This window comes from Paenibacillus sp. RC21 (assembly GCF_044907935.1).
GTDB classification, from domain to species: Bacteria; Bacillota; Bacilli; order Paenibacillales; family Paenibacillaceae; genus Paenibacillus; species Paenibacillus terrae_A.
The window spans coordinates 168,916-192,581 of sequence record NZ_JBIYCS010000001.1 but is presented as its reverse complement, the minus strand read 5'-3'; the positions used below and the strand labels follow the sequence as shown (position 1 = coordinate 192,581).

The window sequence follows — 23,666 nt, the reverse complement described above, 5'->3', positions numbered from 1 at the left end:
ATTCGTATCGCTTATTTACCAGCAGGAACTCCATCCGGTACAGGAATGCCAAAATCAGGCGTCCCGTCCTCATGCCAGTTCAACGGCTGAACACGTGTATGGCGATTCGGGTCATACAACGGGTCACCCGTAATCTCCTTGTAATTCCGTGCATGATACACGATGACGTCATTACCGTCAGCCCCAACCGTAAAGCTGTTATGACCGGGTCCAAATTGGCCCGTTTCCTCATTCGTGCAGAATACCGGCTCAGGCGATTTCGTCCATGATTTCGGGTCGAGCAAGTCTGCATTCTCGTCCGCTGTCAGCAGCCCCATGCAATAATTATAGTCTGTGGCGCTGGCTGAATAGCTGATAAAGATTCGTCCGTTTCGTTTCAGAACTGCCGCTCCTTCATTCACCTTAAAACCGATGACTTCCCAATCATATTCAGGGGTAGTGATCATCACCTGCTCACCGCGTAGCGTCCACGGATTGCTCATTTCAGAAATGTACAGATTGGAATTACCGACGATGTCCGGGTCCTTCTGGGCCCACACATAATACAGAACTCCATGATGCTGGAAGGTTGTGGCATCCAGCGCGAACGTTTCCCAACGGGTTTTAATCTGCCCCTTTTCCACCCATTCTCCTTCCAGCGGGTTGGCCGAAGCATTTTCCAGCACGAACATCCGGTGGTCGAACAAACCTTCCTTCGTTTCTGTGGTGCGAGCTGCTGCAAAATAAATGTACCATTTGCCATCAATAAAATGAATTTCCGGTGCCCAAATGTTGGCGCTTAATGGGCCTGTTTCATATTTGTGCCACACGGCAACAGGCTCTGCTGTATTTAAGCCCTGAATGGTATGTGCCCGCCGAACCTCAATGCGGTCATACTCCGGTACAGATCCGGTAAAGTAATAGTAACCGTCACTATGCTTGTAAATCCAAGGGTCTGCCCGTTGCTCAATGACCGGATTAATGAAAGGTACATTTTGATTCATGGTTCTTCTCTCCTCTATGTGTAGTATGTAAGTTCATACAATTAATCGCCGATACGCTTACCCCAAATGGAAACTCCCTTGTCGTCCATACCCGTAAAAATTAAAGTTTGGCGACCCAGCTCCCAATCCCATGAAGGAAGCAATACTAGTTGTTCCTTGGTCCTTTCGGATGTATCGCTCCAATCCAGTGTTAAAGTACGCTTGCCGTCAAAGCTCCACTGGCCTTCAAGCGTTCCGCTGATTGCCCGACCTCCATCTTCCAGCCGAAGCGGTTCAGCTTCCACTTGACCGTCCACTTCCTGCTTCATCACGATGCGTTCCCAACTGCCGGGTAATAATCTTTTAGGTATATCCTGCTCCTGCTCGCCCGCATACCGTTCCGGCGATACGACAGGCCAGCCCTCAACGGTCCATAATATTTTGCGTACATGCAGATACGGCCAGCTCTTATCCGTTTCTCCCCGTGCATGATGCACGATATAATAATCCTCTCCGTCCTTCAGAACGGAATTGTGACCTGGCGCAACCCAGCCTTCTCCTTCGCTGAACCGATAACCACCCAATACCTTGTTCCCGATCTCATATTGGGGCAAGTAGCTGGTATCTGCCATATCATGTCCATTGATATCCACATACGGCCCTGTGATCGAATCCGAGCGGGCAACGCGTACATTGTAGTCCTCGAACAAAGAATCATATGAGACAAACAAGTAATATTTGCGGAATGCGGGATTGTACACAATGTACGGCCCTTCCACAGCACCGTCCTCTGTTGCCCGATCTCTGGCGGCAATATTTTTGCCGTAGCCGGACTCCTTCAGCTTTCCAGTCTGGGGATCAAGTGGCGTAATATAAATGCCTCCAAAAAACGAGCCGTACACCATCCACGGATTCCCCTCCGCATCCAGCACCGGATTGGCATCAATCGCATTCAGCTTATCATGCTCCTTCGTTTTAACGACCAGCCCTTCATCCTTCCACGGGCCTTCCGGCGAGCTGGATGTCTGCAATCCGATTGCTGACCGTGTGCTACCGAAGGTGGAGGCTGAATAATACATCCGATAGGCATCACCCATTTTAATAACGTCCGGTGCCCACAGATTGGTTGCTGATGACCATGCCCCCGCTTCCTTTGGAATGCCGGGCAGTGCATACTGCACCCAGTTCCAGTGAATCAGGTCGGTCGATTTACGTACCATGACCCCCGGTCTCAGCTCTCCACCTGCCTTTACATCCGTGGAATATACATAATAGCCCTGATCTGTTTTGATAATCGCAGGATCATGCGCATTATTAATCGTCCAGCGCTGCTCATCATTTATCGTACTTTGATCATACAAGTGATCGGGAGGCGGAGCCTGCGGATACACAGGGTCCGGGGTATTATCCCCACAGCCGGATAGGCCCAGCATAAGCAGCATCACCATAACTGTTGTTCTCCTCCTTCCTTTACCATTTACCATTACATATTGTGATTGCCTTGCATCATTCATCCGTGCCCTCCAGTGGCTACACTTAACCTTTGACACCGGAAATAGCAACCGACTCAATAATCTGTTTCTGGAAGATCAGGAATATAATCAGCACAGGTAACAAAGCGACTATGGAAGCTGCCATAATGAGCGGATAATCCGTCTGAATGGCATAGGTCGCATTAAAGTTCGCTATGACCAACTGCAACGTCTGCGTTTCCGGTGAATTCAAGTAAATAATCGGTGCCAAATAATCGTTCCAAATTCCCATGAACCATAAAATAAGCTGTGCCGCTACTGCTGGCTTAATAAGCGGGAATGTAATGGACGAATACAGTCGGAAATAAGAGCTTCCGTCAATTTTAGCTGCTTCGATAATGGCATCCGGTACACTGAGCAAATACTGCCGCAGGAAAAAGATCATAACCACATTCCCGAACAAACCTGGAACGATCAGAGGCAAGAGTGTATCTACCCAACCGAGCTTGGAAAACATCATAAACTGTGGAATCATAACCGTTGGGTATGGAATCATCATCGATGCGATGAGTAAAAGAAACAGTTTATTTTTATGAGGGAATCTCAGCTTTGCAAATGCAAAAGCAGCCACACTGGATGTAAAGGTACCCACAACGGTAACACTTACAGCCACAATCACGCTGTTCTTGATCCCGCTTAACAAAGGTCCCGCTTCCCAGATTTCCTTGTACTTGCTAAACTGGAACACCTCTGGTATCCATACCGGTGGAAGAGCAAAGACATCCTGCTTTTCTTTCACCGAAGTGGACAGCATCCACAGCAGCGGCGCGATCATCGCAATCGCTCCAATCGCCAGTGCAATAAAAATAATGATATTGGTAACTTTCGTTCTTTGACTATGGGACATAATCAGACTCACTCCTTTCCGCGAAAATCAATCCCCATCAAAGGACGATTTTTCATTCATTTTGAATTGAATCAAAGTTACGATAAAAATGAAGATGCCAAGAATCATAGCCATCGCGGAGGCATATCCCATTTGCAGGTTTTTAAATGCCTTATCCCAAATATAGAAGACGATTGAGGCGGATGAGTATTCCGGTCCCCCTGTAGGAGTCATAATGTTCATTTCAGTAAAGATTTGTGAACCGCCAATGATATTGGTTACGACCAGGAAAAAGGTCACTGGTTTCACCATTGGCCATGTAATGTTGCGGAACATTTGGAATCCGCTAGCTCCATCCAGCTCTGCTGCTTCATAGTAAGAGCGAGATACACTTTGCAGGGCTGCCAAATACAGTAACATCGTGTAGCCAAGACCCTTCCAGACCGTCATAAGGATCAAGGCAGGCTTAACCGTATCCTTATCCATCAGCCAATTGGGACCTTTAATACCGAACAATTCGAGGAATTGGTTCACCAGACCGTAGTCTCCGTTGTATGCCCAGTTCCACATAATAGAAACAGCAGCCAAAGAAGAAATAACCGGAATATAGTAGATCACACGAAACGTTGTCGTGCCCGGAATCTTGCGATTCAACCCCAGTGCCAGCAGCAAAGCTAACAAAAGACCGATTGGAATACCCAGCATTAAGAAAAGAGTATTGTACATCGATTTGTAAAAGAGTTCATCGGTAAATAAATCTTTAAAATTATCGAGACCAATAAAGTTCATTTGTCCCAATCCGTCCCAGTCTGTAAAAGAGCCGTATAACGAATAGACAAACGGGAACAACGTAAAGATTAGCAAACCGAGAATAGGAGGAAGGATAAATAAATATCCATATATTTTCTCTTTGCGATAGAGATTAGATTTGGTTATCACAGGGCTCACCTCTGTTTCTAATTTGGAATGAAGATGATGCCAGCAGCATGATATCAGCCACTAACATCATCCTCTATCCGCTATTTACGTACTATTTCTGTGATTTTTTCTCTTGCTCCACCGCTTTATCCAGCAGTTTCTGCATCTTCGGTTGCTCCTGCTTCACATAATCCGCTGCCGTAATTTTTCCGTCCAGCACAGGCTGAATATCGGTGAAGAAAATATCGTACCATTCTGCGTTATACGTATAGTTGCCTGGTAATGAGCGTCCATAGTCATTCACAATATCAATGAATTCCTGTTTATTGTTAGGCTTGGTTTTCGTATCTTTGGACCACTCATCTGCCATATCTAACAGATTCGGAATTTGTACCTTGGCATCTACAAGCTGCTTCATTCCTTCTTTGGAAGTCGTCAGATAGTTGACCAGTTCTACAGCTTCATCCGGGTACTTTGTTTTAGAGGAAACACCAATACCCAGAGAACCAATCCATGTTGCCGATTTGCCAGTCGATCCTGCCGGGAATGGCAACAGATCATATTCAAATGGCAGTTTTTCAAATGTACTCATATCCCAAGGACCTACCGGGAAGAATGCCATTTCGCCCTTCATCCAGCGTTGATAGGTGTCCAGTGTTTGTGACTGTTCAATACCAGGCGTAATCTTATATTTGTTTTGCATATCAGCAAAGTATTGAAGCGCTTCCGCAAATTTAGGATCATCAATCGTTACTTTCGTTTTGCTCTCATCCAACCAATCCGCACCATTGCTCCATACGAAGGCTTGCAATGCCCACTGAACGTTAAAACCTGTACCATACTGATCCGGTTTGCCATCACCATTCGTATCTTTTGTCAGCTCTTGGCTGACCTTGATAAACTCATCCCATGTATACGGTTTGTCTTTATCAGGTAACGGAACGCCTGCTTTTTCAAACATGGTTTTGTTATAACCCAAGGCGAATGGACCCAAGTCCTTTGGCATACCGTAAATATTTCCTTGGCCAGCCATTTTACCGTCATATCGATACAAATCCACACCGTATTTCCAAATGTTATCCAGCTTTATATCCTTGTTCTTCTCAATGTAAGGTGTAAGATCCTTCAGCACCCCACTATTTACATAAGCTTTCAAATCTCCAGGGGCAAAATAAAAGATATCTGGAAGATTATTTCCTGTAATCGCAGCTCTAAGCTTTGTAGCATATTGATCTGCTGCCGTCACGACCATTTTAACCTTCACGCCAGGATGTTCCTCTTCAAATTTCTTGATAACTTCCTTATAAGCCTTCTGCTCATCCGTACCACCACGGAACATGAACGTCAGCTCCTTGCTTCCATCACTACTGGAGCTTCCTCCACTACAGCCAGCCAGTGCAGCAACCATCAACAACAGCACAACCATTGTCATTGCAAAACCTTTTTTCTTTATCAACGCGACCCCTCCTAGAATTGAAATGAAACCGCATACATATAGTGTTGAAATAAACTTATACCACTTGGCCTATATTCATCTGTACGGTACATCATCTGCTGTTCACTCCAGCCTGTGATCATCATCCCTCTCATGTGCCATATAATTAACATTTTACTTTATCAATAATGAATTCGTTTACAAACAAAATATAGCACGGCATTCTACAGTTCGTCAATGCATTTATAAATCTTTTTAAATAAATATAAAGTATAGAATTAAATAGCATGAAAAACGAAATAAAATCGTATTTAAGTTATTTTATTGAAGAATTTAGAGTAAATAAACTTAAATGCGATTTTATTTAGGTGAAAAATCAATTCTGAGTTTCGTTTCACTCCCCTTTTTATTTTTGTAAAAATAATTTACAGCAAAGCGGTTTACTTCTTTCTGATTTTATTTTAACATAAATCAAAACAAATATATAAGCGCTTACATTACATTTTTTATAGATAAGGAAGGTCTATAGCTATGATTTATATTAAGGACTTAATGTCAGGGCTAGACATTTTCAAAGCGCTCGGCTCGGAAATACGCATTCAAATTTTGGAATTGCTCGCCGCCCATCAAGGACAAAGTATGAATGACATCGCTAACAGGCTTGATCTGAGCAACGGTACGATTACGATGCATATTCGTAAGCTGGAGGAATGTGGCCTTGTCGAGATCAATACAGTAAGCGGCAAGCATGGTACCCGAAAAATGTGCTATCTGAACAAGGAAAAACTGATGGTGGACTTGCGTAGCAGAGAGCAGAAAAATGTGTACGAGGTTGAAATTCGCATCGGTCATTATAGTAATTACCAGGCAGTACCTACCTGTGGCTTGGTGACCAGAGACAGCATTATTGGTGATTTTGATGATCCCCGCTATTTTGCAGATCCCGGGCGGCTGGACTCGGAAATGATCTGGATGGCAGATGGTTTTCTGGAATATCGGATTCCCAACTATCTGAAAGAGAATCAATCCTTTACCGAAATTCAATTTTCCGCAGAGCTGGGCTCAGAAGCACCGGGTTATTGTGAGGTATATCCTTCCGACATTTGTTTTCATGTCAACGGCATCCCGATTGGTCACTGGACTAGCGCCGGAGATTTTGGAGAAGTACCGGGGGTTCTGAATCCCGATTGGTGGCCACCGCATTTGAATCAATATGGCATGCTCAAATTAATTCGCATCAATCAACATGGAAGCTTCATTGACGGGTGCCGTATATCAGAAGTCACAATAGACGATATTGGGCTTAACTATAAAAGCGATATTACACTACGCTTATCCGTATCCGATCAGTCGGAGAACAAAGGGGGTCTCACCATTTTCGGCAAAAGATTCGGCAATTTCAGTCAGGATCTGCTGGTGCGTGTGCTTTATGAAGAACACGGGGAGGCCAACTATAGCTGATGGCTTCCCATATGTAAAAAGGCCGAAGCCCGTATTCATGGAATACGTATCCTCGGCCTAAGCGTGCTTCTCCTCACTTAAAGAGATATAGATCAACAGATAAAAAATGACCGCGATTCCAAACACCAGCCAGCTAAAAGACAACAAATGAAGCCTTGCTCCGGCATGTACCACCCATTTCCAAACATTCATCACGATCACCATGGGTTGCAACGCCACATCCCAGCTATTCCAGCGAGCAAATCTGCCGATATAGACACCTACACTGGACAGCCACAGGAACATAAAAACGATAGCCCACGCAAGCCAGCTGGAACAAACCTCTTGCAGCATACGGTGGATCGTAAATATACAAATGGAAGTAAGAAAAAGACCAATCCCTGCTGCCGAAAAAGACGTAAATAAGATCAACCAAAATTGAGTATTCAGCCAAAAACGCGAGTCAGGATTCACATCATAAAAACGGAATGCATGCAGTAATTCAGTCAGCAAATACAGCGCATTCGGCAGAAAAAACAGCCATACGACTCCGGCAATTAATAAAAAAAGCCTTCTCACTTTTATGTTTCCCAGCCTGGATAAGGCGAGCATTCCCAGAGAAATCAAGACTGGAATCCATGCCAGAAATATATCCCAGTACAAAAATTGATACATTTTCGTCCCACTTGTGGACTGCACATACATAATAAGCCCATAACATCCCAACGTAGCTACAAGCAGTACACCCAATAAGCCGGGCAGCTTATATCTCTTTCCTTTAAACAACAAACCCTTGTCCAGCCCCCTGCCTGAATATACGTATATACGTCAGGCTGGCATACTTGTTTATAGAAATGCTCACTCCGTTTATTACACAGTTCGTATGTCCCCGGTTACGTGATTCTCCACAGTCAAGGCATCAAAAGTAACATCACAACCTTCTCCGACCGGAGATTGTGCAACGACCCCAACCTTTAGCTCGTTTGGAACATCCATGCCAAAATATCTCGCCAACTTCCATTGCTGCCCGTCTGATGAATAATGAAAGGCAAAGCAATTTCCGGCTTTTGCCACTCGCAAATACGGATTGGAAACGTCCATCGTCCCAGATATACAATCATCGGATGTATCCCGTGTGACCACACTAAGAATAGAGGGAGTGCTTTCAAAATATTCAAAGCATAGCTTGGCCCAATGGGTATCATCCGCCATAATCATCAAGCATCCTGAATCATAAGGCTGCTTCATATCGACACGAACCCTCGTCCATATTGTAAAATCACCTTGAAGCGTTGTATGCAAAAAGGGTGCAGACGATTTTATCGCTGCGCCGGACGGATCTCTAAAGAAATCCGCCTGTGAAGGTGCAGATACCTGTAAATTCTTGGATTCATCGAATCTCCATACAGTCGGTTCGTTGATCCAGCCCCATCCCGTAGGCAAAACCTTGCCGTTAAAGCGTTCAAATACGTTCATATGGACACCATCCCTCTCTAGCCAATATAGTGCAAATAGCACAGTGAAATTTGGGGGACAATCCCCCTTGATACCACTATATACGTTATCTTCCAGTCGTCAATGATGAAGCTCCTGTCTTTAAAATTTATAAAAAAAGACTTGCCATCCTGAAATGTTGTGCTTATAATTACACCTAACTTGATACGGCAACAAATTTCAATGACGAGAACGAGTAAGCTATACAGCGGATTTGCAGAGAGTTGGGGCAGGTGAAAGCCAACATTCCGAGGGTAGCTGAACGCCATCTCCGAGAAGCAGGCTGAACCTGAAGTAAGCTCTGCCGCCTTTCCAGCGTTAACCGGAACACGTATTGATGGATACGTGAACAGAGTGTCATTTCTTATGGAATGAAACTAGGGTGGTAACACGGGTGTAAACTCGTCCCTTTACAGGGGCGGGTTTTTTTTGTTTTTCAAAAAGGAGGAAATCAATATGACGAACGTATCGACCACAGTATCTATAAGCGATTTTTTGATTCCAGCTGTACGGGAAATGCCGCCTTCAGGCATCCGTAAGTTTTTTGAATATAGTACGGGCAGAAAAGATATCGTTTCGCTTGGTGTTGGCGAACCGGACTTTGTGACCCCTCAACATGTCAGAAAGGCTTGTATCACAGCACTGGAAAATGGCAAGACCTCGTACACACCGAATGCTGGCCTTCCCGAGCTGCGTGAGGAGATTGCCGGGTATCTGGAGAGCAACTTTAACACGTCCTACAATCCGGCAAATGAAATCATGGTAACAATCGGTAGCAGTGAAGCGCTGGATTTGGCGCTCCGCGCCCTGATTACGGAGCACGATGAAATTCTCATTCCGGCTCCCTGCTATATTTCGTATTCACCGATCACGTTCCTGAATGGAGGGCATACGGTAACGGTTGAAACCTCTGCTGATCAGCAGTTCAAGCTGACGGCTGAAGCGCTCAAAGCCAAGCTGACTCCACGATCCAAAGTGCTTATTCTCTGTTATCCGAACAATCCGACAGGTGGAGTAATGACTTATGAGGACTGGCTACCGATTGCCCGCTTGGTGGAGGAGCATAATCTAGTCGTGATCTCCGATGAAATTTATGGTGAGCTGACCTATGGACAGAAGCATGTAAGCTTCGCCGCTTTGCCGGGCATGAAAGAACGAACCCTGCTCATCAGCGGCTTTTCCAAAGCCTTTGCGATGACGGGTTGGAGAGTCGGCTATGTATGCGGCCCGCAGGAGCTGATTTCAGCCATGCTGAAAATCCATCAATATACCGTTATGTGCGCTCCTATTATCGGGCAAATTGCCGCTATTGAGTCCCTGCGCCATGGGCTGGAGGAAAAAGACCGCATGATGGAATCGTACAATCTGCGCAGAAAATGGTTTGTTGAAAGCTTGCGTCAGACAGGACTGCCGTGCCATGAACCGAACGGTGCCTTCTACGCTTTTCCATCCATTACACACACGGGCTTAAGCTCAGAGCAGTTTGCCAAGCGGTTACTGGAAGAAGAGGGTGTCATTACCGTACCCGGCTCCGCATTCGGACCGGGCGGCGAAGGCTTTATTCGCTGCTCGTACGCATCGTCACAGGAACAACTGGAAATCGCCTTGGAGCGCATCAGTGTATTCTTGAAACGTCTGTAATCAGCCCTTCATATATGAACACTGGATAAAAACTACTTCAGCAGCTCCTGAATAAGCTTTTTCTGGTGTGCTGGCAAACCTTCCGGCCATTCCCCTACACGGCAATAACAAATGTCGGAGATTTCGGAGATTGGTCGGAAAGTACCGGGAATAACGCGGCCTGTAAAAATAAGATCCACGCGGTTCGGCGTCTGGCCAAATCTGGCTCGCGCCAGTGAGGTGATCTCTACCTCCAGCCCGGTTTCTTCCTTGACTTCACGCTGCAGTGCGGCTTCCAGCTGCTTCAGGTATACGTGCTTTAATAGTAGCACTTCCCCGGCATCATTCGTAAAAATGCCCAACACAGCAATCAGAAATTTGTGTTGCGCCCGATACACCAATGCATTTTTCAATCGGGTGAACGGCGTATGCTTATACATGAATACAAGCCAATCCCTCGGGATTTTATTTATCAGTAATGACCTATTCGACATAAAGGAGCGGAATGACACCATGAACATTCAAATCAGCCCACTGGCTGAGCAGCGGCTTACACAAATTCTCGGCGATCAACCGGGCTATATCAAGCTTTTTTACGACACAGAGGGCTGCGGCTGTGATGGTATTACGGTGCTCAAGAGCGTCAGCGCACCCGACAACGGCGATATAGAAGTACAGGCGGGCAGCTTGCCTTTTCTCGTTAGCGGCCAGCAGGGGATTTATTTTGAGGAATCCATGCGCCTTGATGCAGACGAGAAGTTCCCTTCCTATAAACTATCCAGCGATTCTACCTTCTATAGTAACAATGTGAAAACCCGGGATGTCCGGCCGTCCTAATCTTTAGGATGGTCCGGCATCCAGAACGTTTTGCACAAAATCGGTTTTAGCGTCCGTGTACGCTTCACGATCATGCTGATTTTCCATCGCCAGCTTCCTTTTTAATGCATCATATTGCTGAACCAGCTCAGGCCGTTCACGAAGACGGTTCCGAAACAACAATTGTTGATCCCAATGCTCCTCATGTTCCAGCATGAGATGCAGATGTCCCTTTCTTTGATCCTGTTCCACTTTAACCAAAAATCTTCTCCATTCCCGACCATCCAGCTCAGGCGGAACATAGCTCCAACCTGCTGGTTGCAAAGCAGATACAATCTGTTCCAGCCTATCCCAGGATTCCAATTTTGCCATAATGTCTATAATGGGCTTGGCGGAAAGATTGGGAATTGCCGTGCTTCCTATGTGCTCCATTTCCGTCACCTTAAACGGCAGTAGCAGCTCCCGCAACTCGTGAATAACCTGCAAGCCCTGCTCTGACCAGTCAGGATCAGGATTCACTATTTTTACAGGCTCCGTAGCCCACACTGGCCAATGTTCCTGATTTTGCTCCTCATGCATACCTTATCCTCCTTATCTCCACTCATGCATTCTCTCATTCAACCGTATCTTTTTTAATATCCTTTACTTCATCTTGCAACTTACGGCTGTATAACTGAGCATTATCCGCATCAAAACAAACAAAAAGTCCATCCTTACTTCTTTGAAATTTATGTTTACGATTAAAAATCATCTTAGATAACACCCATTATTAATATCAAAGGTCGCTCCCGTATAATGTCTGGATCTTTCCGATAGCAGAAACAGGACAGTATAAGCAACATCTTCTGCATTTAAAGGCTCTGGAATTAGCTGATGATTTGTATATTCCTCCTTTCTCCATTCAGGAATATGATCCATCATTGGAGTACTTACCATCGTTGGTGCCACAGCATTAACTCTTACATAAGGTGAAAAATTCATGGCACAGCTTTTAGTAAAGCCCAATATTGCAGCTTTTGATAATCCATAGATCGCATCCGAGCTTCCTTCCATTCCAGAAACAGAAGACATATTTACGATAATCCCCTGATGCTTCTTCTCAACCATGAACTTTCCAAAAAATTGCGAGAAATACACACATCCCTTAATATTTATGTCCAGCACCTGCTCTATTTCTTCCATACGATAGTCGAGTATACTCTTTCCTCTATAAACACCTGCATTATTGACTAAAGCTGTTATGTCCGTATGTTCTTCCTTAATGTATGTAAAGAAATGAGTTACTTCCGTATAGTTACTTATATCTATCAGATAGGTGTACAAACTTGGTGATTTCAGTTCAGCCTCAAGTTCATTTAAAGAATGTTTATTCATATCACACGCAATAACACTTGCACCTTCCCTTAAACATTGCTGAGTAATTTCCTTTCCAATGCCGGAAGCAGCGCCTGTTATTATAACTTTCATTGTATTAAGCAATGAAGAACCCCTCTCTCGTTCGGTAATATAGTTTTATTCAAAATGAAATAGTCACTTCAATAACATAAGTGTAGTCGCAACCGCATGATCCACAAAAGAACGCTCCGGACGTGACTTCATCATTACGGTAATCCCGATTAACAACGAGATCATCGTATGAGCCAAAGCTCGCGCGTCCGTAGTAGCCTCAAGCTCCCCTGACCGTATACCACGCTCGATGGTTTCTTGAAATACAGTAGAAAGATACATCTGATGTTCCCTCGTCAAAATTTCAAACTTCTCATCATGTGGGGCCAATTCTACCATCGTATTGATGCAAAAGCACCCCAGGTTAGGGCCTTCATCATATTCTTCTGCCACTACCCCTTCAAAAAAATTGCAAATTGCTTCTTTGACAGAAGCACTACTTAGCAGTCTGGACCGTACATTAGCAGCGTGGGATTGTGTGTATTTGCGCAGCGCGGCTTCGAATAATTGCTTTTTATCCCCAAAGGCAGCATAAATACTGGGGCGCTGAATTCCCATTTTGGAGGTTAAATCGCTTAAAGACGTAGCCTCGAACCCTTTTTCCCAAAAAAGTTGCATCGCTGCATCCAATGCCTTTTCCTCATCAAATTCCCGTGGTCGAACCATAAATAACCCCTTCTTTTCGTATCGTTCAGTATATTAAGATTGTATGATCATCAGAAGCGACTGTCAAATATGTACATGATAAACTCTTGACATCTCTTATGGACGCAAGTTATATTAACCTAAAATCATTACGTACCAATCGGTATATTATACTTATCGGTATGTAACTCGCAGAAAGTGATGTGGTATGTGAAAATGAAGATGTCAGAAGAAAAAGCCCCCGTTCGTTCCATGTCCCGATCTGTAGCGCTCTTATTTGCCATCGCCTGTGGGCTGGCTGTCGCCAACATTTATTACGCGCAACCATTACTGGACGCGCTGGCACACGAGTTTGGCATCACACATTCATCGGTTGGCATCGTCATTACAGTGACACAGATTTGTTATGCATTGGGACTGTTTCTGCTCGTCCCGCTTGGCGATCTTTTGAATCGGCGGCGGCTGATTACCGGACAAATGCTCCTATCTGTGCTGGCGTTAGTCGCAGTTAGCCTGGCTCCCACGCGTACAATCCTGCTCATGGGCATGGCAGCAGTTGGGCTGCTGGCTGTCGTCACACAGACACTTGTTGCGTTCGCCTCGACCTTGGCCGCCCCGGCTGAACGCGGACGCATCGTAGGTCTGGTGACCAGCGGTGTCGTTATCGGTATTCTGCTGGCACGAACCGTGGCTGGTGTATTGACCGATCTCGCGGGTTGGCGTTCGGTGTACCTTGTTTCTGCCGCATTGACGCTATTCATGGCTGTAGCGCTGTTTCGGGTGCTGCCACAGAATGAACCCAAAGGAGCAACGCTATCCTATCCGCAGCTACTTCGCTCGGTTCTCACCCTGTTCGTGCAAGAACGGATTCTGCGTGTCCGAGCCGTTCTGGCTTTGCTCATTTTTACTGCGTTCAGTATATTGTGGACTTCGCTAGTATTGCCTCTCAGTGCCCCGCCGCTATCTCTTTCACATACTGCCATCGGGGCCTTTGGTCTGGCCGGAGTCGCGGGAGCATTAGCGGCTGCGCGGGCAGGACGTCTTGCCGATCAAGGCTCAGGACAGCGAACGACGGGTATTGCGCTGGCTCTGCTGCTGCTATCCTGGTTGCCTATCGGCTATGCCGAGCACTCGCTGTTCGCTTTGGTCCTTGGCGTTATCCTTCTGGATCTGGCGGTACAGGCTGTGCATGTGACGAATCAGAGCATGATTTTCACTGTGCGTCCTGAAGCGCGTAGCCGACTTACCGCAGGCTATATGATATTTTATTCCATCGGCAGCGCCACTGGAGCCATCGCCTCGACTCATATGTACACATATGCCGGCTGGAATGGGGTATGTCTATTGGGTGCTGGCGTCAGCACTTTGGCACTTATTTTTTGGGCCGTAACCCGTAACACATCTATAGATCAGTTGTCACACACTAGAACTAAAACAGCTCCATGATAAACAATGTCCGCTTTATAGCGGACTACATATCCATTTTTCAAGCTACGTTCATTTTTACGGGTATTACGATGCGTACTACCCCACCACCATAAGGAGCTGCCTCGTTGTGATTTTCTAACATCATTGTACCCTGATGGTGGTTGATCACTTTAGCTGCAAACGTTAGCCCTATTCCATAATGCCCTTGCGAACTTCTGCTTTTATCTGCCATGTAAAAAAGCTGTGTAGCTCTCTTCAAGCCTTCTGGAGAGAATCCCTCGCCGCTATCTCTAATTGAAAACTCAATTGAGTTTCCTAAATAACTTACCTCCCATACTACAGTTCCCCCGGCAGGTGTATGATCCACAGCGTTGCAAAGTACATTCATTAATGCTCGTTGTAATAAATCCTGATACATATATACCTTGATGTCCAGCAGCTTATTATCCTTCAGCATGAACTGAACAGTTTTTTCTCCGCAATAGGCAATCGTAAGCCTGAATCAAGCTGTAACGGTGATGATGATTTTTCCAATTGATTCATCTTTTCGAACAAAGCTATGTATTCGTGTTCCCCTTGTCCCAAAGGCAATTGACTGTAATGCTCCATTTGTACTGCAATCGCCTGGAGGTCTGCCAATCTATCTTCAGCAACGCATGCCCTCCCCGCCTGTTCAATAAAGTATTGATACTGATCCAACACCGTAAGGGGCGGCCTTAGATGGGATAGAAGAAACTCCTTATCTATTAATTCCATGACATAATCCTTGATTCTTCCTCCTTCCGTATGAGGATACTTCTGACTTAGCCTTCGTGTGATATCCTGAAAGGATACAAATTCTCCGCAACTCTCATATACAATCTTAAATACAGGGGTAGCCCGAATACTGATTTCATCTGCTTTTCCATCTGTGCTGTATAATAAAAAAGCACGATCTCCCTTGACGTAACATGCATCATTCATCCTGAATTCAAGCCGATCCGCAGATTCTTTTTTCCAGCTTTTTAATCATGTTAAAGAGCCATTCCAGATCCACTCTGGCTTTTTTGTAAAATTGATGCTGATCAAATTCAAACTGATCTCCTGATGCAAACTGACCTGCTCCGACAGATGTAAAAAGTCCAAAAAGTGTCGTTCTTGTTGCCTTTCGTATCGCATATTTAATCATGGATTCAACAAAGTTTCTCTTCTTCTTACCTGTCAGTTTCTCTGGTTTATTTAAGAAATGTTTCATTGTTCCATACAATGTTTTGCTGGACACTAATACTTGTTCTCTAAAAGCAGGATCTTCACACAGCTGTTTCAAAAGCCTGTCTTGATCTTCGTTATTCAAAAAGGCCAAACTATTATTTTGTAACGGTAAACGAACCATAAACTGATCCGTTTGGTCATACAACGCTTTCATAACTATTCACCTACTTATTTTGAATTGTGACATTTTATACTATAAAACAGAAATATCAAGAAATTCTCAAGATGGAGTACCAAAAAACCTCTATATGCCGAACAGCACACAGAGGTTTCTTCTTTTCTCGTATGAAAGCAGATCATCACTTGATCGCAATGTAAATTAGTACAGGCTCATCAGGATTGCCATACACTTCAAAATCACCTGTGTACGACCGCTCTGCTTGTCCCGAGGCGGCCCAGCTCCAAATCGCTTGCCATACCCGGAAGACCGAGGAAGGTTCGGGTGTAGCTTGAAAGACAGCGTAACGCGCAGCAGGAATAACGAGTTGTTCAAGACCGTCAGGAGCTTCACCATCCGCAGCCGCTTCTTTTCCGATAAAAAAGGTATAGTCGCCAAAAACCCCATTTTCATAATTGGTATAGCAACCATAGACAGAACGGTGTTCTTCATGCCCGCTTATTCGTCCAGGCACATCTTCACTCCAGAAGCGTTCCCACATGCCTGGAATGATTGCCTGGGATGTTTGCTCATTCCGGTTGCTTGTACGTGCTGCCAGTCCGATCAGGCGAATCTCCCCCCGACTTTCCTCCCGGATCGGTTTAAAATCTTCTTCACGTTCCGTACTCTCCTGTGAACGCCAGCGTTTTAAATTCGGCAGATAACTACGCATCATCGCGACAGCCTCTTCCTTCTGCATCCCTTGCTCTGCGAGAATAGGCGCGCACTGCTGAATCATCTCCTCCATCGTCAGCTCAGGCTGCACAAACGCACCTTCCTTATAACAATACTTACAATATTCATCAGTTTTGGCCTGTTGTGCGTCCGTTCCGTATTGTTCCTCATGCTCCAGCGGCATCCCGCAACTTTGACAAGCTTTATCCATTTTCATAAATCCCCTTTCGTGATTGATATGACATCAGTATAACGAAACAAACCTGACAACTATCCGTCAGGTTTGTTTCTTTTATATGCTATGTTTTTCGAGATTCTCTATAGGAGGCTCTCCATAATTGGATGCAATACGTAACGCCATATCCCGAATCTTCTCCCGTAAATGGGTGGGTTCCTTGACGATCACATCCGGCCCCAGACTTAAAATAAATCCGTACATCCACGCATCCTCGGGAAAAGGAACCGAAACTGTATACATCCCTTCTTCCTGCTCAGTCAATGCTTCCACGCCAAACCAGTCTTCCGCCAGATGCCGGGATTTGTGGTTAAATTGCAGCGTAAAAGGCTGTACCGCCCTGACCGCCGCCAGCCGTTCCTCATTCCATGGCAGCACTTCATAGGAAAGGTCCCGGCGAGTGAAAGCCGTCTCCGTCACGACAGGATCACTCATGCGGGATAGTTTGAACAAACGAAATTGCTCCCTGTCGAGACAGTATGCGTATACAAACCATTGCTGTCCTTTCAGAACGAGCGTATGCGGCTCGACATTCCGTGCAGTCACGGCTCCCTGCGCATTCCGATAAGTAAAAGCAATCGTACGCGTTTGACTCAGCGCCTCCTTCACCTTTACCAGCTTAGCCTCCTGCGCAGACTGATTTCCCCAACCCGAATGATCGACGATAAACTGTGTAGTATTGACACTGAATTTCGCTTTTCCCGAATCCGGTATAATGCTTTCAAATTTATCGAGCAGCCGGGTTACATTCGGTCCACCTAACGACGAGGACAAGCTCTGCAAGCCCATCACAATGTCCTTCACATCGCCATCCGTCAGCACACTGCGATCCAGGCGGTAGCCATCCATCAGGCCGATTCCCCCATTTGCCCCCTGATAAGTTACCACCGGAATACCAGCCAGGCTAATCGCTTCGATATCTCTGTAGATCGTCCGTATCGAAACTTCATATAAATCTGCCAGTTCCTTCGCCTGAATTCTATTTTTTTTCAACAACAAAATGACGATAGAAAGCAACCGATCAATTTTCATTTCTCCAAAACCTTTCATTAAATAGATCACGCTTTTTGTGCTCTGAGTAAGCAACTGCATCTATGTCCGCTACGTGACCGGATTATTCTTGAACGCTTACGCTTCTCCAAAACGACTCCGCTCTCTTCGCTGCTTTTCTGCTCAAATATTTTCGATCTTCTTTTCGAATCTAAATCTACGCCTAATGAAATTCCTTGATCCTTTAAATATTGTTCTTTACAATCTTTTATTATGTCTAAAACTTCGGTGAATTTCTCTATTGCGAATTGATTAAGTAATTATAATCTCCATCTTACTCTAACTCTTATCTAAAATGAATCTGTTATTTCTAGAATAAAAAACCTCAGGCATTCCATCCCGTTGGATAGAACTCCTGAGGTTAAATCATTTATTTCACTTATGGCTCATAACGCTTAATAACGATGACCGCATTGTGGCCGCCAAAGCCGAAGGAATTGGATAGCCCGATATTTAATGAGGCCTTGCGTGCTTCGTGAGGCACATAGTCCAGATCACAAGCCGGGTCCGGGTTGTCCAGATGAACCGTCGGCGGAATGATGCCTTCCCTTAGACTCCGTACAAGTGCAATGGCTTCAACACCGCCTGCTGCTCCCAGCATATGACCGAGCATGGATTTATTCGCGGTGACCGGAATTTGGTAGGCATGGTCACCGAACAGTTTGTGTATCGCGAGAGTCTCGGCCAGATCGCCAACGGGCGTACTCGTTGCATGCGCACTGATCACATCCACCTCTTCAGGCGTGATATGGGCGGATTGAAGGGCTGCTTTCATCGCCAGATAAGCTCCGGTCCCTTCCGGGTGCGGTGCAACCATATGGTAGGCATCCGAGCTTGCGCCATAGCCAATGACCTCCCCAACTATTTCTGCGCCACGCTGAACAGCATGCTCCAGCGACTCCAGTACCAGAATGCCCGCCCCTTCGCTCATAACAAAACCGTCGCGGTCCTTATCAAACGGTCGGCTCGCAATCGAAGGCTCCTCGTTACGAGTCGACAAGGCCGTTGCATTGGAGAAGCTCGCAAGCGCCAGTCTGGTCACCGCTGCCTCCGCTCCGCCTGCAAAAATCACATCCGCATCTCCTGTGCGAATCGTACGAAACGCTTCTCCAATCGCCGTATTTCCAATGGAACAGGCCGTAACCGGCGAAAGCGTGGGACCCATCGCTCCGAACGCAATACTGATTTGCGCTGCAGCCATATTTGAAATCATCATAGGCACCAGGGTCGGACTGACTCTGCCCGGCCCACGATTCTCCAATACATTCACATTGTCCACCAACGTATCCAGACCGCCGACCCCTGATCCTACATAGACACCGACACGCTCCAGATTCGTGTTATCCAGCTCCAGACCGGAATCCTTCAGCGCTTGCTCTGCCGCAAACAACGCAAACTGCGTGAAGCGATCCATTCGTCTGGCGTCTTTACGTCCCCATTGCTTTTCTGCATCAAAATCCTGTACCAGCCCGGCGATCTGTGCTTTCAAATCAGACACATCGAACGTGTCTATTTTTCGTATACCTGAACGACCCTCCAGCAGATTCTTCCACAGCGTGTCCACGTCATTGCCCAGTGGTGAAACCACACCCATACCTGTAATTACAACTCTTTGCATACGCTCTTCATTCCTCCTGCTCGTTTGCTTACTTATAAATCTCATTTTAACCTTAGCTTATCCTATTACAAGTGTTTGTTTATCCTGGTATAATGAACACTACTATAGTTAGAGCCTTAACTGCTCATTACTTATCCACCATCGAATGGAGAGAACTCGCTATGAAACCGGAAGCACGTCTGGAAGCACTATCTGTTTTTCTCAAAACCAAAAGAGCCCGTTTACACCCGCATATGGTCGGTCTGCCGAACGGACCACGCCGCAGAACACCCGGCTTGCGCAGAGAAGAAGTGGCTCAATTAGCAGGTGTCAGCACGACATGGTACACCTGGCTGGAGCAGGGACGCGATATCAAGGTGTCCGCCTCTGTACTGGATGCCATTGCCGCCGCCTTGCAGCTAAACACGGATGAACGAAAGTATTTGTATGATTTAGCGCTTGAAACCGGATTTCAGACACCTCCTGCTCTTGCAGAGCAGACGGTTATTTCTCCATCCCTGCAAAAAATAGTACAGGAGCTGCGCTATTGCCCTGCTATTATTTCAGATCGGCGCTGCCATATTGTCGGCTGGAATGCAGCCGCGGCTCATGTGTTTATGGATTTTGCCGAGCTGCCCCATGAACAACGCAACATGATTGAACTGCTGTTTACCAAAAAAGAGTTTAAAAGTCTCGCTGTAAACTGGGAGCATTTCGTCAAAGGATTCCTTGCTATTTTCCGCGCTTATTACGGACAATATGTGACGGACCCTTGGTATGCACAGTTCATACAGAACATGAGCCGGGCTTATCCGGAGTTTAATGAACTTTGGAATCAGAGTGAGGTCAGCTCTGCGCCGGAGGTGCTGATTGAATTTCGTCATGCCAAGGCAGGCAAAATGTTGTTTGACCTGACCTCCCTTCAGGTGCAGGGCAGCGTCGATCTGCGTTGCAGCATCTACACCCCGAACGCACAAACCTCTACAGAAAGCAAACTCCAAAAGCTAATGGAAGGCAGCTAAAGGATTTCACCCCTCCTGTTATGAAGATATCTTTTTCCGTCCATACTACATCTACGATCTGTGCAACATAGATGTCAACAATGTGACAGAACCAAGAGCTTCATCTGCGCCATTACTAGGAGGGAGGGAATCCATCATGAAAGCTAAATCGACAAGTTCCCCAACATCACAAAATCAGGCAACACTGCCTGTTCCGGTGCAATTTGACCGTAGCTGGCAGGATGAGCTGGACCAACGCCTTCGCAAAGGAGGACCTTGGGGAGATTGGGGTCTATATCAGTTGGCGATTGAGGCAGAAAAGGCCAAGCTGGTCCCCAGCTTTGATGAGCTTCAATGTCTGAAGCATTTGCAAGACCTCACTCCGCTGCCCCATCAGCTGGATACGGCCCGTAAGGTATTGTTTGAAATGTCTGGTCGCGCCATCCTCGCTGATGAAGTCGGCTTGGGTAAGACGATCGAAGCTGGAATGATTCTAAAAGAATATCTGGTTCGCGGGCTTGCCGCCAAAGTGCTTATTCTTGTCCCCGCTTCTCTGGTGCTTCAATGGGTTCGTGAGCTGAACAGCAAATTTGGCATTCCGGCTGTCGCTCAGAAAAAAGCATATTCCTGGTCGTCCGAGGTCGTCGTGGCCTCTATGGATACAGCCAAGCGGGAGCCACACAGCAACATCCTGCTGGACACTGATTATGATCTGCTCATTATCGACGAAGCCCACAAGCTGAAAAATAAAAAAACATCCAACTACCAGTTCATTATGAAGCTGCGTAAAAAATATTGTTTGCTCCTGACCGCTACCCCTGTCCAAAATGATCTGTCCGAGCTCTTCAATCTCATTACATTGCTCAAGCCCGGTCAGTTAGGACGACACGGGGATTTTTCAGCTAACTTCGTTGTGGATAAACGTCTACCTAAAAATGAGGATCAGCTCAAGGATGAGCTGTCCAAAGTCATGATCCGCAACCGTCGCGGCGAAGGGCCGGTCCAGTTCACCAAACGAAATGTTTCCAACATTCACTTGGAACTTTCGCCGGAAGAACAAGCGCTATACGATGGAGTCACTTCCTTTGTCAAGGATCAATATCAGGCGAATGGCGGAAATTTGAGCAGCATGCTGTCTCTCGTTACCCTTCAGCGTGAAGTGTGCAGCAGCCGTGATGCGGTATTCGTAACGCTTGTCAATTTATCTAAAAAGATGGCGCCCGACTCTCCCTTGCGTGATCGCGTCTGGGAATTGGTCGCGCACATCAAAGCGATTAAAGCCAATTCAAAGGCGGAAAAGGCGCTTGAACTCATTCGTCAAATGAACGAAAAAGTGATAATTTTTACCGAATACCGGGCTACACAGGAGTATTTGCTGAACTATTTTCGTGATCGTGGATTATCCGCTGTTCCTTATCGGGGAGGCATGAACCGGGGACGCAAGGACTGGATGATGGATCTGTTCCGCGGACGCATTCAGGTGATGATTGCCACGGAGGCGGGCGGCGAGGGCATTAACCTGCAATTTTGCCACCATATGATTAACTTTGACCTGCCGTGGAACCCCATGCGTGTGGAGCAACGGATTGGACGTGTGCATCGACTGGGACAGACGCATGATGTAAATATTTTCAACCTGTCCACCACCGGAACGATTGAAGAGCATATCCTCCACCTGCTGCATGAAAAAATCAATATGTTCGAAATGGTTATAGGCGGGCTGGACGTCATTCTGGAACGGTTTGAAAAGAAGGAATCCATTGAAAAGAGCCTATATAGAATCATGCTTGAATCCAGCAGTGATGGTGAAATACGCCGAAAAATGCAAAAACTCGGTCATTCGCTGGATTCGATCAAACAGGAAATGAAACAGATTCGCACAGAAAGTCCATCTACTTCGGATACGGCAACCGATATGTCCTCCGAAGCCAATCAGATCAACGGGCGTTTGACGGGAACAAGCCAAGGCACCGCTGCTTTGCTAGGCTTGTCAGGCAGCGCTGTCCCTCCAGCCAAAGCCCGACGCGGCGCGAAAGGAGGCCGCTGATATGACCATGAATTCACAGCAGGTACAGCGCTTTGTCCTCACGTATCTGGAAGCGACCGGATGCAACGTGATCGAGAGGTCGCCCAACCATGTGACCGTCAAGCTTTCTCCCGAAGCGGATAAAGCTCTAACGAACCGCCCCTACTATTGGGGCTATGTAGAGCGTACCGGTGTTCCGGCGCAAACGATGTCGTTCACCTTTATTTTCGATGGGGAAGCCTACCGGACGGCACAGGAGAGTTCGATAGACAATACGTCGCCCACAAAGAATACGTCTCTCACCCCGTCACAAGCACAACCGGGGCAAGGATCACAACAGGCTCCAGCGTCCGGCAGTCCGGCACAGGATCAGGTCATGGGCCGTTACTTCGGCCATGTTCCAGCGTTACCGCAGTTGGGACCCGGACGTATTTTGCAGGAAGAACTTCACTATGGGAGTCGTCGGCTGCATCAAATTTTTGAAGCTGCACGGGATGGAGGAAAATATGTCAATTTGTTCGAGCAACCTAATGCTCGTCAATTATACGCCCGTTCTCCCGCAGTATATGAAGCTTGGTTAGGCGTCTGCTACAAGATCGAATTTGCCTGTGATTTGAAGCGGGAAGAACTCCACTGGCTTGGGATTTCACTCAAAAGCGGCACCATCGTACCCAACTTTGGTAGCATGCTTGAATCCCGGCAGCTCAGCCCGCTACTGGCAGGCAATATGCATGTGCAGCCTGCAAAATTATCTGTTCAGGAGGCCTCCATCTCGCTGGAAAACTACCTCAATGCTCAGCTGAGCCAGCAGGATTACAAGTGGGCTGTGCAGGCCAGAGAACGGTTGCGCGAGGAATTGGAGGTGATTGATCACTATTACGATGATTTGGTTAAGGAGCAAAAAGAAGAAGAGGAAAAAAAAGAAGCCGTACAAGAGCAGCATCAAGCCCGTCGCAAAGAAATGGTATGGCAATATGAACCCAAGGTGCTTGTATCCGCCATTAACTGCGGGATATTTCATCTGCGGTAACCAATATCTCACGCTCCTTCGCAGGCTGGTTGCAGAAGTATCGTCAGCTTTTAACATCGTACTTCAGACTATATCGGGTTTA

The 23,666-nt window shown here is 46.3% G+C and carries 23 protein-coding genes, 1 pseudogene and 1 other annotated feature; of the genes and pseudogenes, 7 read left to right on the top strand and 17 right to left on the bottom strand.

From position 1 onward, the window contains the following. Positions 1-11: 11 nt before the first annotated feature. The 5 genes from ABIA61_RS00970 to ABIA61_RS00950 form a co-directional block, all read right to left on the bottom strand. Positions 12-983 carry a glycoside hydrolase family 43 protein gene (locus ABIA61_RS00970; RefSeq protein ID WP_404580200.1) on the bottom strand — a complete coding sequence of 324 codons (972 nt, stop codon included), beginning with the start codon at positions 981-983 and terminating at the stop codon, positions 12-14. 41 nt (positions 984-1,024) lie between these two features. Continuing rightward, a complete protein-coding gene (locus ABIA61_RS00965) occupies positions 1,025-2,410 on the bottom strand; it encodes an arabinan endo-1,5-alpha-L-arabinosidase (protein WP_404580199.1) in 1,386 nt (461 codons plus the stop codon). A gap of 88 nt (positions 2,411-2,498) precedes the next feature. Beyond that, positions 2,499-3,341 carry a carbohydrate ABC transporter permease gene (locus tag ABIA61_RS00960; protein ID WP_044646977.1) on the bottom strand — a complete coding sequence of 281 codons (843 nt, stop codon included), beginning with the start codon at positions 3,339-3,341 and terminating at the stop codon, positions 2,499-2,501. A gap of 27 nt (positions 3,342-3,368) precedes the next feature. Beyond that, positions 3,369-4,259 carry a carbohydrate ABC transporter permease gene (locus ABIA61_RS00955; RefSeq protein WP_044646978.1) on the bottom strand — a complete coding sequence of 297 codons (891 nt, stop codon included), beginning with the start codon at positions 4,257-4,259 and terminating at the stop codon, positions 3,369-3,371. A 91-nt stretch (positions 4,260-4,350) separates the two neighbouring features. Then, positions 4,351-5,694, bottom strand: coding sequence for an ABC transporter substrate-binding protein (locus ABIA61_RS00950; RefSeq protein ID WP_283655519.1), 1,344 nt, complete (start codon positions 5,692-5,694; stop codon positions 4,351-4,353). A 510-nt stretch (positions 5,695-6,204) separates the two neighbouring features. On the opposite strand from ABIA61_RS00950, the gene ABIA61_RS00945 reads away from it, so the two are divergent. Further along, positions 6,205-7,134: an ArsR/SmtB family transcription factor gene (locus ABIA61_RS00945; RefSeq protein WP_283655518.1), complete on the top strand. Its 930-nt coding sequence runs from the start codon at positions 6,205-6,207 to the stop codon at positions 7,132-7,134. 57 nt (positions 7,135-7,191) lie between these two features. Here the strand turns inward: ABIA61_RS00945 and ABIA61_RS00940 are convergent, their stop codons facing one another. Further along, on the bottom strand, positions 7,192-7,902 hold the full coding sequence (locus ABIA61_RS00940) for a DUF1361 domain-containing protein (protein WP_283655517.1): 711 nt from the start codon (positions 7,900-7,902) through the stop codon (positions 7,192-7,194). An 81-nt stretch (positions 7,903-7,983) separates the two neighbouring features. Then, positions 7,984-8,589, bottom strand: a complete 606-nt coding sequence (locus tag ABIA61_RS00935) for a DUF1349 domain-containing protein (protein ID WP_283655516.1) — start codon at positions 8,587-8,589, stop codon at positions 7,984-7,986. A gap of 192 nt (positions 8,590-8,781) precedes the next feature. Next, positions 8,782-9,020, top strand: a binding site (T-box leader). A 43-nt stretch (positions 9,021-9,063) separates the two neighbouring features. On the opposite strand from ABIA61_RS00935, the gene ABIA61_RS00930 reads away from it, so the two are divergent. Further along, entirely contained in the window at positions 9,064-10,248 is a 1,185-nt protein-coding gene (locus tag ABIA61_RS00930) for an aminotransferase class I/II-fold pyridoxal phosphate-dependent enzyme (protein WP_404580198.1), read from the top strand. Positions 10,249-10,280: 32 nt separating this feature from the next. Here the strand turns inward: ABIA61_RS00930 and ABIA61_RS00925 are convergent, their stop codons facing one another. Further along, positions 10,281-10,667 (bottom strand): NUDIX hydrolase, encoded by a 387-nt coding sequence (locus ABIA61_RS00925; RefSeq protein WP_283655514.1) that lies wholly within the window; start codon positions 10,665-10,667, stop codon positions 10,281-10,283. A 73-nt stretch (positions 10,668-10,740) separates the two neighbouring features. Here ABIA61_RS00925 and ABIA61_RS00920 point away from each other — a divergent pair, with 73 nt between their 5' ends. After that, complete coding sequence (locus tag ABIA61_RS00920) at positions 10,741-11,064, top strand: iron-sulfur cluster biosynthesis family protein (protein WP_283655513.1); 324 nt, start codon at positions 10,741-10,743, stop codon at positions 11,062-11,064. 3 nt (positions 11,065-11,067) lie between these two features. Here ABIA61_RS00920 and ABIA61_RS00915 read toward each other — a convergent pair whose 3' ends face one another. From ABIA61_RS00915 to ABIA61_RS00900, 4 genes are read right to left on the bottom strand one after another with little or no spacing between them, the layout of a single operon-like run. Beyond that, on the bottom strand, positions 11,068-11,622 hold the full coding sequence (locus tag ABIA61_RS00915) for a GrpB family protein (protein ID WP_192511246.1): 555 nt from the start codon (positions 11,620-11,622) through the stop codon (positions 11,068-11,070). Between the two features lie 34 nt (positions 11,623-11,656). Further along, positions 11,657-11,794, bottom strand: coding sequence for a hypothetical protein (locus ABIA61_RS00910; protein ID WP_170970824.1), 138 nt, complete (start codon positions 11,792-11,794; stop codon positions 11,657-11,659). Next, positions 11,791-12,522: an SDR family NAD(P)-dependent oxidoreductase gene (locus ABIA61_RS00905; RefSeq protein ID WP_137062592.1), complete on the bottom strand. Its 732-nt coding sequence runs from the start codon at positions 12,520-12,522 to the stop codon at positions 11,791-11,793. The genes ABIA61_RS00910 and ABIA61_RS00905 overlap by 4 nt, the downstream gene beginning before the upstream one ends. Before the next feature lie 51 nt (positions 12,523-12,573). After that, entirely contained in the window at positions 12,574-13,155 is a 582-nt protein-coding gene (locus tag ABIA61_RS00900; protein WP_137062591.1) for a TetR/AcrR family transcriptional regulator, read from the bottom strand. A gap of 195 nt (positions 13,156-13,350) precedes the next feature. Here ABIA61_RS00900 and ABIA61_RS00895 point away from each other — a divergent pair, with 195 nt between their 5' ends. Next, complete coding sequence (locus ABIA61_RS00895; protein WP_283655512.1) at positions 13,351-14,580, top strand: MFS transporter; 1,230 nt, start codon at positions 13,351-13,353, stop codon at positions 14,578-14,580. A gap of 40 nt (positions 14,581-14,620) precedes the next feature. Here the strand turns inward: ABIA61_RS00895 and ABIA61_RS00890 are convergent, their stop codons facing one another. The 5 genes and pseudogenes from ABIA61_RS00890 to fabF all read right to left on the bottom strand — a co-directional run bounded on the left by ABIA61_RS00890 (position 14,621) and on the right by fabF (position 19,548). Beyond that, positions 14,621-15,019: an ATP-binding protein gene (locus ABIA61_RS00890; RefSeq protein WP_283655511.1), complete on the bottom strand. Its 399-nt coding sequence runs from the start codon at positions 15,017-15,019 to the stop codon at positions 14,621-14,623. Further along, positions 15,013-15,796, bottom strand: a pseudogene (locus tag ABIA61_RS00885) (lantibiotic dehydratase). The gene ABIA61_RS00890 and the pseudogene ABIA61_RS00885 overlap by 7 nt, the downstream one beginning before the upstream one ends. 316 nt (positions 15,797-16,112) lie before the next feature. Beyond that, positions 16,113-16,856, bottom strand: coding sequence for a zinc ribbon domain-containing protein (locus ABIA61_RS00875; RefSeq protein WP_404520945.1), 744 nt, complete (start codon positions 16,854-16,856; stop codon positions 16,113-16,115). An 81-nt stretch (positions 16,857-16,937) separates the two neighbouring features. Next, positions 16,938-17,912, bottom strand: a complete 975-nt coding sequence (locus ABIA61_RS00870) for a helix-turn-helix transcriptional regulator (protein ID WP_404580197.1) — start codon at positions 17,910-17,912, stop codon at positions 16,938-16,940. 397 nt (positions 17,913-18,309) lie between these two features. Continuing rightward, positions 18,310-19,548, bottom strand: coding sequence for a beta-ketoacyl-ACP synthase II (gene fabF / locus ABIA61_RS00865; RefSeq protein WP_404520947.1), 1,239 nt, complete (start codon positions 19,546-19,548; stop codon positions 18,310-18,312). Between the two features lie 161 nt (positions 19,549-19,709). Here fabF and ABIA61_RS00860 point away from each other — a divergent pair, with 161 nt between their 5' ends. The 3 genes from ABIA61_RS00860 (at position 19,710) to ABIA61_RS00850 (ending at position 23,584) form a co-directional block, all read left to right on the top strand. Beyond that, positions 19,710-20,549: a helix-turn-helix transcriptional regulator gene (locus tag ABIA61_RS00860; RefSeq protein ID WP_283655505.1), complete on the top strand. Its 840-nt coding sequence runs from the start codon at positions 19,710-19,712 to the stop codon at positions 20,547-20,549. 136 nt (positions 20,550-20,685) lie between these two features. Beyond that, a complete protein-coding gene (locus tag ABIA61_RS00855) occupies positions 20,686-22,575 on the top strand; it encodes a DEAD/DEAH box helicase (RefSeq protein WP_404580196.1) in 1,890 nt (629 codons plus the stop codon). Between the two features lies 1 nt (position 22,576). Continuing rightward, positions 22,577-23,584 carry a YqhG family protein gene (locus ABIA61_RS00850; protein WP_404520949.1) on the top strand — a complete coding sequence of 336 codons (1,008 nt, stop codon included), beginning with the start codon at positions 22,577-22,579 and terminating at the stop codon, positions 23,582-23,584. Positions 23,585-23,666: the final 82 nt, after the last annotated feature.